The sequence below is a fragment of the Dactylosporangium sp. NPDC051484 genome (assembly GCF_040689395.1).
Lineage (GTDB): Bacteria > Actinomycetota > Actinomycetes > Mycobacteriales > Micromonosporaceae > Dactylosporangium.
The window spans coordinates 1-8,300 of sequence record NZ_JBFAZX010000073.1; the positions used below are offsets into that span (position 1 = coordinate 1).

8 protein-coding genes are annotated in these 8,300 nt (G+C 68.2%); 2 read left to right on the forward strand and 6 right to left on the reverse strand.

Going from position 1 to position 8,300, the window contains the following annotated elements:
- Nucleotides 1-337: 337 nt before the first annotated feature.
- The 3 genes from AB0367_RS38430 to AB0367_RS38440 all read right to left on the reverse strand — a co-directional run bounded on the left by AB0367_RS38430 (nt 338) and on the right by AB0367_RS38440 (nt 3,024).
- Nucleotides 338-1,336: a CU044_5270 family protein gene (locus tag AB0367_RS38430; RefSeq protein WP_366231454.1), complete on the reverse strand. Its 999-nt coding sequence runs from the start codon at nt 1,334-1,336 to the stop codon at nt 338-340.
- On the reverse strand, nt 1,336-1,920 hold the full coding sequence (locus AB0367_RS38435; protein WP_366231461.1) for a sigma-70 family RNA polymerase sigma factor: 585 nt from the start codon (nt 1,918-1,920) through the stop codon (nt 1,336-1,338). The genes AB0367_RS38430 and AB0367_RS38435 overlap by 1 nt, the downstream gene beginning before the upstream one ends.
- Nucleotides 1,921-2,493: 573 nt before the next feature.
- Nucleotides 2,494-3,024, reverse strand: coding sequence for a hypothetical protein (locus AB0367_RS38440; protein WP_366231455.1), 531 nt, complete (start codon nt 3,022-3,024; stop codon nt 2,494-2,496).
- Between the two features lie 211 nt (nt 3,025-3,235).
- On the opposite strand from AB0367_RS38440, the gene AB0367_RS38445 reads away from it, so the two are divergent.
- Both AB0367_RS38445 and AB0367_RS38450 read left to right on the forward strand, forming a co-directional pair.
- Entirely contained in the window at nt 3,236-4,189 is a 954-nt protein-coding gene (locus tag AB0367_RS38445) for a helix-turn-helix transcriptional regulator (protein ID WP_366231456.1), read from the forward strand.
- On the forward strand, nt 4,186-4,935 hold the full coding sequence (locus AB0367_RS38450; RefSeq protein ID WP_366231457.1) for an SDR family NAD(P)-dependent oxidoreductase: 750 nt from the start codon (nt 4,186-4,188) through the stop codon (nt 4,933-4,935). Before AB0367_RS38445 ends, AB0367_RS38450 begins: the two co-directional genes overlap by 4 nt.
- A gap of 110 nt (nt 4,936-5,045) precedes the next feature.
- On the opposite strand, the gene AB0367_RS38455 is transcribed toward AB0367_RS38450, so the two are convergent.
- From AB0367_RS38455 to AB0367_RS38465, 3 genes are all read right to left on the reverse strand, one after another.
- Complete coding sequence (locus AB0367_RS38455) at nt 5,046-5,594, reverse strand: DUF3558 family protein (RefSeq protein ID WP_366231458.1); 549 nt, start codon at nt 5,592-5,594, stop codon at nt 5,046-5,048.
- An 18-nt stretch (nt 5,595-5,612) separates the two neighbouring features.
- Nucleotides 5,613-7,064: a hypothetical protein gene (locus AB0367_RS38460; RefSeq protein ID WP_366231459.1), complete on the reverse strand. Its 1,452-nt coding sequence runs from the start codon at nt 7,062-7,064 to the stop codon at nt 5,613-5,615.
- Nucleotides 7,065-7,295: 231 nt separating this feature from the next.
- Nucleotides 7,296-8,300 (reverse strand): chitinase (locus AB0367_RS38465; protein WP_366231460.1); only part of this gene is annotated, 1,005 nt, incomplete at its 5' end.

Consider the following 8,300-nt stretch of genomic DNA (forward strand, 5'->3'; position numbering starts at 1 on the left):
CGTTACGAGGCAACGGTCGGGATCGCCTCGATCATCATCTGGCTCCGCGCGAAACCCGACCGCCGTCAACCATGATCCATCAGACAGGCCCTAGACCGTCGCCGCGCGGAGAGCGTCGAGCTACCACCAGAGCCGGGCCGCAACCGGCCGGCGTCGGACCGATCGAGCCCCACGGGACGTCCCGGCACGGTGACCAAGCCCCCGTGGTCATCCCCGAGGCGACGGCCAGCCGTCCAGGCCGGCACGCCGCCTGCGCCGGGCGAGGCTAGCCGCGGTGATCAGGTACCCCATGCACATCAGGGTGCCGGCGCCGGCACCCTGATGTGCATGGGGCTGGTTACTCGGTGTCGCCGACCTTGTTGACGATCGTCGAGGCTGTGTAGGTCACCTGGCGGAACACATCGCCCTTGTGCGTCTGCGACGTGCCGTCGTTGCCGACGTTGGTGTGGTCGGCGATCGCGACCATCCGTTCGCCGATCAGCCTGTAGGTCGCCTTGTCGAACAACAGTTCCTGGCTCAGGTACCCCTCGATCGTGCGGCCCAGGCCGATCGCCGGTCGGCCGTCGATGTTGACCGCGACCGGGTTGAGCCGCACGCCGTTGCCACGCGCAATCGCCCGGAACATGGCCGCCTCGACCGCAGGCGGCAGGACGTACTGACCCAGCAGCTGATCCAGGACGACGCCGTACTGCTTAGGTGCGGCGTCCCAGGCGAGCACCTTCTCCGGGGTGGTGAGCTTGACCAGATCGGTGTAGGGGATCTGGGCGAAGTACGCGCCCTCGTCCTTGTTCATCACGACCAGATTGCCCTTGTCCATGCGAGCGAGGATGCGGCCGTCGATGCGCTTCCATTCCTGCTCCACGACGACCCGGGTCTTCCCGGCCACCAGCGGGCCGTTCGGTTCGCGCGCCTCACGCTCCGGGGTGCCGCGTAGCCGGTGGCTCTCGTTGTACATGAACTGGTCCGGGCGGGGGTTCTTCCACGGCTTGCGGTCGGCTGCCCAGGCCGCGTTCTCCAGCACCTCGGCGGCGCTGGCCGGCTGCGGGAACGGCAGGGCATTGACGATCGGGTGCCCCTTGCCGTTGTCGTCGACCGTGCCGAGGTTCTCGACCGCGACCGCGCCGAGCACGGCCGCCGCGGCGACGGCCGCCGTCAGGCCGACCCGCAGCGCCCACCGACGCCGGTGCCGCCCGGCCCGCACCGGACGTGCCCCGGCGGAGTTGACTCCAGCGGTATCGATGCGCTGCAGCAGCGCTGCCCGGGCCTTGTCGTGCGAATCGGCCGACGGGGTGTCCTCGGACCCGAACGCCTCGCGCAGTACTGTCAGTTCGTCCATCACGCCTCGCTCCCCACGTTGTCGGCGCCGAGCGCCTTACGCATCTCCTGTCGTGCCCGGTGCAGCCGGGACCGGGCCGTTCCCGCGGGGATGTCCAACGCCGCGGCGGCCTCCTGCTGGTTGAGCCCCGCCCACGCGACGAGCAGCAGCACGTCGCGCTCCGCCCGGGGCAGCCGGGCCAGGGCGGTCGCCAGCCGCCCCCGCACGAGCGTCGCGTCGACCCGGCCGGCGACGAGGTTGTCGAAGGCGGCGACCTGCTCGTCCGGCGCGGTGCGGGCGAGCATCCGGTACCGGCGCGACTCGGCCCGGCCGTGCCGCATGATCAGGTTCAACGCGATGCCGAAGAGCCAGGGCCGCGCGTCCGGCTGCGCCGCGTTGTACTTCTCCCGTCGGTCGAAGGCGACCAGGAACGTCTCCGAGGCCACGTCCTCGGCCAGATCCGGGCCGAGCCGGCGAGCCGCATAGGCGTAGATGTGCCGGTAGTGGCGGTCGAAGACAGCGGCGAAGCGCTCCGGTGAACGGCATGCCGCACTGATGATGTCGGCGTCGGTCTCCGTGCGTCGCGTGTCGGGATGTGTCACCACGGCCAAGTCCATCTCCCTTACTGGTTGACGACCACACTCCCTATTCGCCGCAGCCGCGGAATGTGTTCGCCACCGGGAGAGGAAACGGTAAGGCACCCGGCCGGCGACAGGGTGCTCGTGTTCGTGACGCTGGGTCAGCTTGCGGCGGGTTCGGCCGGTCCGCGGTCGCGGTCACCGCCGAGTTGTGGGATGCCATTCGGGCGGCCGGCGGCCTGGGTCAGCTTGCCGCCGTGGGCTACCCGGTCACCACGGCCAGCACCCCGTCGATGCTGTCCACGACCACCGCCGCACGGTCCCACTCGACGGCGGCGACTGGGCGCCGGCCGCCTGGTCCGTGAGCCGGACGGCAATCGATTGGGCTGAGGGCGCCGCGCTGCTGAGAGACACGGCCAGTATCGGTGGGGCCTGGGCCATCGACGGCAGCCATGCACAGCTGCCGGCCGGTGAAACCGAGGCGCCCGACGCGCGATCATCGGCATGACCGGAAGCCCGCCGAACCGATCGGCCTGACCGCGAGTGATGAGCGGTATGCGGCATGATCGCGTTGTCCCGCCTCGTCGGCGCGGCGTCTGATCAGGCCGTCTGGTTGACCGTGCCGTCCGCGGCGATGCGCAGCCGCGCCTGGGGCGTGCCGCCCGCGCACGCGCTCTGCTCGGCGTCGGGGTTCGGGCAGATCAGGCGCGGCTGTACCCGTATCTCCGCGGAGACCGGCATCGGCGCGTCCGCCGGCGTCGTCACGATCACGATCGCAGGGTCGAGGGTCAACTGCGGCACTGGCGCGTAGCCGTACCCCGGCCCCGGCCCTGGCAGCTGCACCGGCCCGCACGCCACCGCGTCGGGACCCGTCGACGCCCCCGGGCAGGGCGCCGTGCTCGTCGGACCGGCGATCAACAGCGGCACGTCCTGCTCGGCGCAGCCCCATGTACCGCAGGTTTGCAGGTGTACCTGCGGCACGCGGGCTGAGATCGCCTGGTCCACGTCGATACCGAAACCCCGCAGGGGAGCAGCACCCGCTGCCTGCTGGCCGCCGGTGCCTGACGTGCCGCACCCATTCGTGCCGGACCAGACGCCGACAAGCAGCACCACGAGAAGAAGTCGCTTCACGCTCGATCCGACGCGCTCGTCGTGTTCCCCGTTCCCGCCTGCCGTCGATCGTCTTGGCATGATCACGTTCGCACTCATCGGCTGCCCACCGCTGTTTCGTGCCGAGCCACAGCCCGCAGGACGAGATGGCTGTGCGCTATCTGGCGTCCTCGTTCAAGACGGCCCCGATGCAATGGACGTAGCGTTCCCGGCAGCGTTGAACGGAGGGGTTGTGGAGGAATTCGCAAGCGCGGTGCTGGTGGCGGCAGTGCAGCGGGCGCTTGCCGGGGATGGAATACCGGTTGGCGTGCCCAGGCTGAGTGGCGCGCTGCTGCCGTTGGAGGCCAAGCGGCGGACCCTAGCGCGCGTATCGGAGGCGCACGGCCTGCTGCCGCTGTTGCGGGTGGGCCTGTTCCTGGCGGAGCTACCGCCTGATCCGGCCATCTCAGCTCTCCTGGCTTCCGGCACCCCCCACGATCTCTTCGCCCGATGGAGCCGACTGGAACGCTTCACCCACTCGCGCCACCGCGTCGTGATTCGTGAGGCGGGCCCAAAGTACCTCATCGCCGAGCATGTCGGACCGCCCGCAGCACCGCCTGAGCCCGCTGAGGATGCGCTGATCCTGGGCGTGCTGGCGGCCTTGACCGCGGCGATTGGCGGCCAGGCAGTCACGGTCAGGCTGGGTCCTGATAGCGCTCCGGTGGTGTTCGCCAAGGGTGTCTTCATGGCGCCACCGCCCGGCCACGGCACCGCACTCTGGCATTTCACCTGGTCATCGCTCGCATCGACGGTGCATCCGGCCGTCACCGATGCGGCTTCGCACGCACGTCGCATCCTCGCCAGCGATCTCGGCCGCCGCTGGACGCTGGGTGGCCTCGCGGCCGAGCTTGCCACTTCCACGCGTAGCCTTCAGCGGCGCTTGCGCGCCGATGGCGGGTTCAACGCGCTGCTCAGCGCGACGCGGGCCGAAGCAGCCGCAGACCTCCTCATGCATAGCGAGCACCCGCTCAGCATCGTCGGCTTCGCATCCGGATACGCCGACCAGCCGCATTTCACCCGCGACTTCAAACGCCGGACCGCCATGACGCCGTTGGCATACCGATCGGCGTTCGCCAGCTCGCCCGCTGAGCGGCGTTCCCACCTCGGCCACCGCGCCGATCGACTATTGAAAGCGGCACAAGCATGAACCTTGTCGGCAAAACCATCCTCGTTACGGGCGCAACCCGCGGCATCGGGCGGGAGCTCACCCGCCAGTTCATCGAATCTGGTGCGCATGTGGTGGCAGCCGGACGCGAGCACGGCCACCTCGAGTCGCTCGCCTCTGATTACGCCGACCGCGTCACGCCCTGGGCTGTCGACCTCGCCGACCCTGACGCGGTCGACATCTGCATACGCGAGCTCACTGATCGACATCCCCAGCTCTCGATCGTAGTCAACAATGCTGGTGTGCAGACACTCACCGACTTCCTCGGGGATGCTCCGCAGACCACGCGGGCCGCCCTTCGCCGCGAGGTCGCCATCAACCTCGACGCTGTCATAGCGCTCTCGACCGGCCTGTTGCCGCGCCTGCGCCGGCAGCCCGCCGCCGCGATCGTGAACATCACCTCCGGATTGGCGGTGACCCCCAAGCGTTCCGCACCGGTGTACTGCGCCACCAAGGCAGGAGTGCGTGTCTTCACCCGCGCACTGCGCTACCAGTGCCAGGATGCTGCGCCGCACGTCCGGGTGATCGACGTGGTACTGCCAATCGTCGACACAGACATGACCCGAGGGCGTGGCCGAGGCAAGATCAGCGCGGCCGACGCTGCTGCCGCAGTGATCACCGGCATCCGTCGCGGCTCGACCGAGATCTATGTCGGCAAAGCCAAGCTTCTGCCAGCGCTCATGCGGCTCTCGCCCGCACTCGGATACCGGATCCTGCGCAATGGCTAACGTGAGCACGGCGTCCCGCCCGCCCATCGGCAAGGTTGCCGATGGGGCCGGCCGTTGCGCTGGCTCCATCGGCCGCCGCGACCGACCCATCCATGTTCGAGGATGGTCGGTCACATCCGGCTGGCTGCCTTCCGGGCCGCCTCCTCCAGGGGCTTGCGGTTCTCGGCGGGATCGTTGAGCCGGACGAGACGGATTGATACCCAGGTGCCCGACTTGGCGAAGAATATCGTGCCGTCTTCGAGGTGCGCCTCATCGCCGATGCCGGACACTGGCTGCAGGTCGTGGCCGAGGTCGCGATCAATTTCGAGAAACTTCTTCGCGCCGTCCCCGACGTAGATCTCCACTTGCGCTGTTGGTCCGGACACCGGCCCGGTGTAGGTGCAGGTTTCCCGAACGGGCTGTGCGCTGTTGAGCCGGGTGCCGGCGAGTTTCTCGGCCTCCTGTTGGGATACCAGTTTGCATGGATCCACCGCGGCCTTGGCCGGCTCCGCCGATTCGTCCTCGGCGGGGTCAGCCGGTGCGGACGTGGCCGTTCCCTTGTTCGCCGCCGCCCCGTTGGCGGTCTTGCCATCCGACTTACCGCATCCCAACAGCCCGAACAGCGCCAGCGCGGCTACGGGTAGCACCCGCGCCGCCGTACCAACACGGATTCTCGTCATCGGACTACCTCTCCCTCTTCACGCGGGGCCAGTACACAACGGAACGTCCGGAAGGGTCTGTTTCCTCTGGAAGAAGGGCGCCAGCGTCTCGCGCTCGAGTTCAAACTTCACGGTCTTGGGCAGCAACGCCTGCAGGGCTTTCAACTTGTCCGACGACAGGTTGAACCCGAAGCCGCCACCGACCTTCGCGTCAAGGGCAGCCCCAATACATCGGGCCAGCGGAGCGCCGAGCGCCGAACCGTTGGTCACCCCGAGGTCGACGACCAGCTTCGCGTAGGGGCCAGCGAATGCGGCAGGTATCCCGATACCGAACTGGACTTTGCATTCGACCGCGAAAACGATGCCGCTGACCCCGATGGAGAGTCCCGTGATCGAGTCCATGATGCTCTTGGTAACGCTTAGGACTGGCGTCACCAGCGAGCCGTCGACCATGCCGATGAGGCCGTCGAGGGCCCACTCCCCGCCGGCGGTCAGCGTCGCGTTCTTGCCGCCCAGCGCGGTGGTGACGATGAACTTCCAGGTGTTGCTGTACATGAGCGGCTCACCCGGAATGGGAATGTTGATCTCGACCGGAACCTCGACCCGGATCTTCTTGTTGTCGTCCGCGCCGTTCGCCGCGCCGGCGGCGATGTCGACCGCCATGCTCTTGATGCCGTCGAGAGCGAACGTGGAGCGGCTGCCGATCGTCCCGTTCGAGATCGACACGTCGGAACGGATCCGCAGCTTGTCGACCTTCATCGAGAAGTCGACGAAGACCTTGAGGTTCTCGTTGGCCTTGTAACCGACCTTCAAACCGAGATTGCCGCTCGACCGATACGGCTGGACCTCCCAGTCCCCGACCGCCACGGTGGAGTTCGCCTCCCTGGCCAGCGGCATCGGGCGCTTGGACCCCGGGCCGAGCCGGATCGGGTGCAACGCCAGCACCGTTTCGGTCTGGTCCGCACCCGCCCCGCCCGTATAGGCGATCGGTTCCGTCTTGTTGCGCGGTTGCGCGGGAATGGTCACCGCCGCCGGCAGGTCGGGAATCTCCTGGTAGACGAGCGCGCTCTCGTCGATCGCCCGGTCAATGGTGAAGTGTGCGTCCCGGAACACCTCGGTGAGCGTCACCGGCGCCAGCGTCACCGCGATGTCGTCGCCTGCCCGCTGCAGGTCGACTACGCGTCCTACCGCCCGGCTCGTGGCATACATGACCTTACCGGGTTTGATGTCGGAAGCGCCGCGTGCCTTGCCATCGATGGTCCAGGTCAGCCCGTCTCCGGTCGCGGAGCGAACCGCGTTCGGGCCGCCCTCGACGATGACGACATCCGGCTGGTACTTGATCGACTTGTCGTTTGCGGGACCATACCCGTAGGTGCGCGCCGACTCGGTCGCCCCAGCACCGCCGCCGCCGGGTGTGCCGCGCTGGCCGCTCCCCGCCGAGGTACAGCCACTGAGCACGGCGAGGGCAAGGGTGAGCCCGAGGCTGGCCATCGCAGTAACTCGTCTGCCCATGCTCACTCCGTCTGATGATCAATAAACAGACGTTACTGAGTCCTGGCTGACATCGCAGCGACATCAACTGATCTTCTCAGTCGGGATCCCGACTGAGAAGATCACCGGAGTGTGCAACGCGGCCCGTCCCCGATCCGGGCGATGCGCTGCCGCCGAAGTAAACGACGATGGCCGCCCCGCGACGGGGCAGCCATCGTCGTTTCGGTTCCCTTATCCCTTGTACTGCGCGACCACCCGGGTGAAGTCCCACGCGTTCTGGCTCACGCCGCTGCAGGTGTCGTCGTTGGGGTACGCGCCCGGGCACGGCCGGTCGCGGTTCTGCGACCAGTACGTGAAGCGTGCGATGTGGTGCAGTTGCGCGTACGCCAGGATCGTCTGGAAGTCGGCCACGGTCACGCGGGCACCCTCGTCGGTGATGCCGTTCATCGACGAGATGCCGACGTGGCGGTACGCGGTGTCGTCGTTCCAGCCGTAGGCGGTCTTGAGGCGGTTCTTGAGGCCGTCGGCCGCCTGGGTGGTGAGCACGCCCTGGTTGCCGGTCGAGTTGCCCCAGTCGAACGTCATGATGCCCCAGCCGTCTATCACGAGGCCGGCGGCCGCCGCCCGGTTGATCAGCGAGGCGTCCGGTCCGCTGGTGCCGCTGCCCAGCGTGATGTAGATGACGATGCCGGGGTTGTTCGCCTTGATGATCTTCAGCGCGTCGACGGTCTTCTGCTGGTCGGTCGCGTTGTTGTACGGGGTGCCCTCGATGTCGATGTCGATGGCCTTGAGGTTGTACGTCGAGATGACCTTCTGGTAGGCGGCGGCGAGCGCAGTGGCGCTCGTGCAGTAGTGCTCCAACCACGGGCCCGACGCGCCGCCGAACGAGATGACGACGTCGCCGCCGTTGGCCCGGATCGTGTTGATCGTGGACTGGTCAACCCCGCCGGTCAGGCTGCGACTGCCGTCCCAGAGGGGGTTGCAGTTGCCGTTGTTGAGCATGAACGCCATCGTGAACCACCGGACGCCGGTCGCTGACATGACCGTCGCCGGGTTTGGCGGGTTGCCCCAGCCCTCGTAGAGGTATGGTGCCGCCGCCATGACGCCCGGGCCGGGCGGGTTGGAGGTCGGCGGGGTGCTCGTGGGCGGGTTGGTGGGGCCGCCGCCGGGCAGCGTCCACTTCTGGTTGGCGCCGCCGCCGCAGGTCCAGATCTGCAGCCGGGTGCCGTCGGCCGA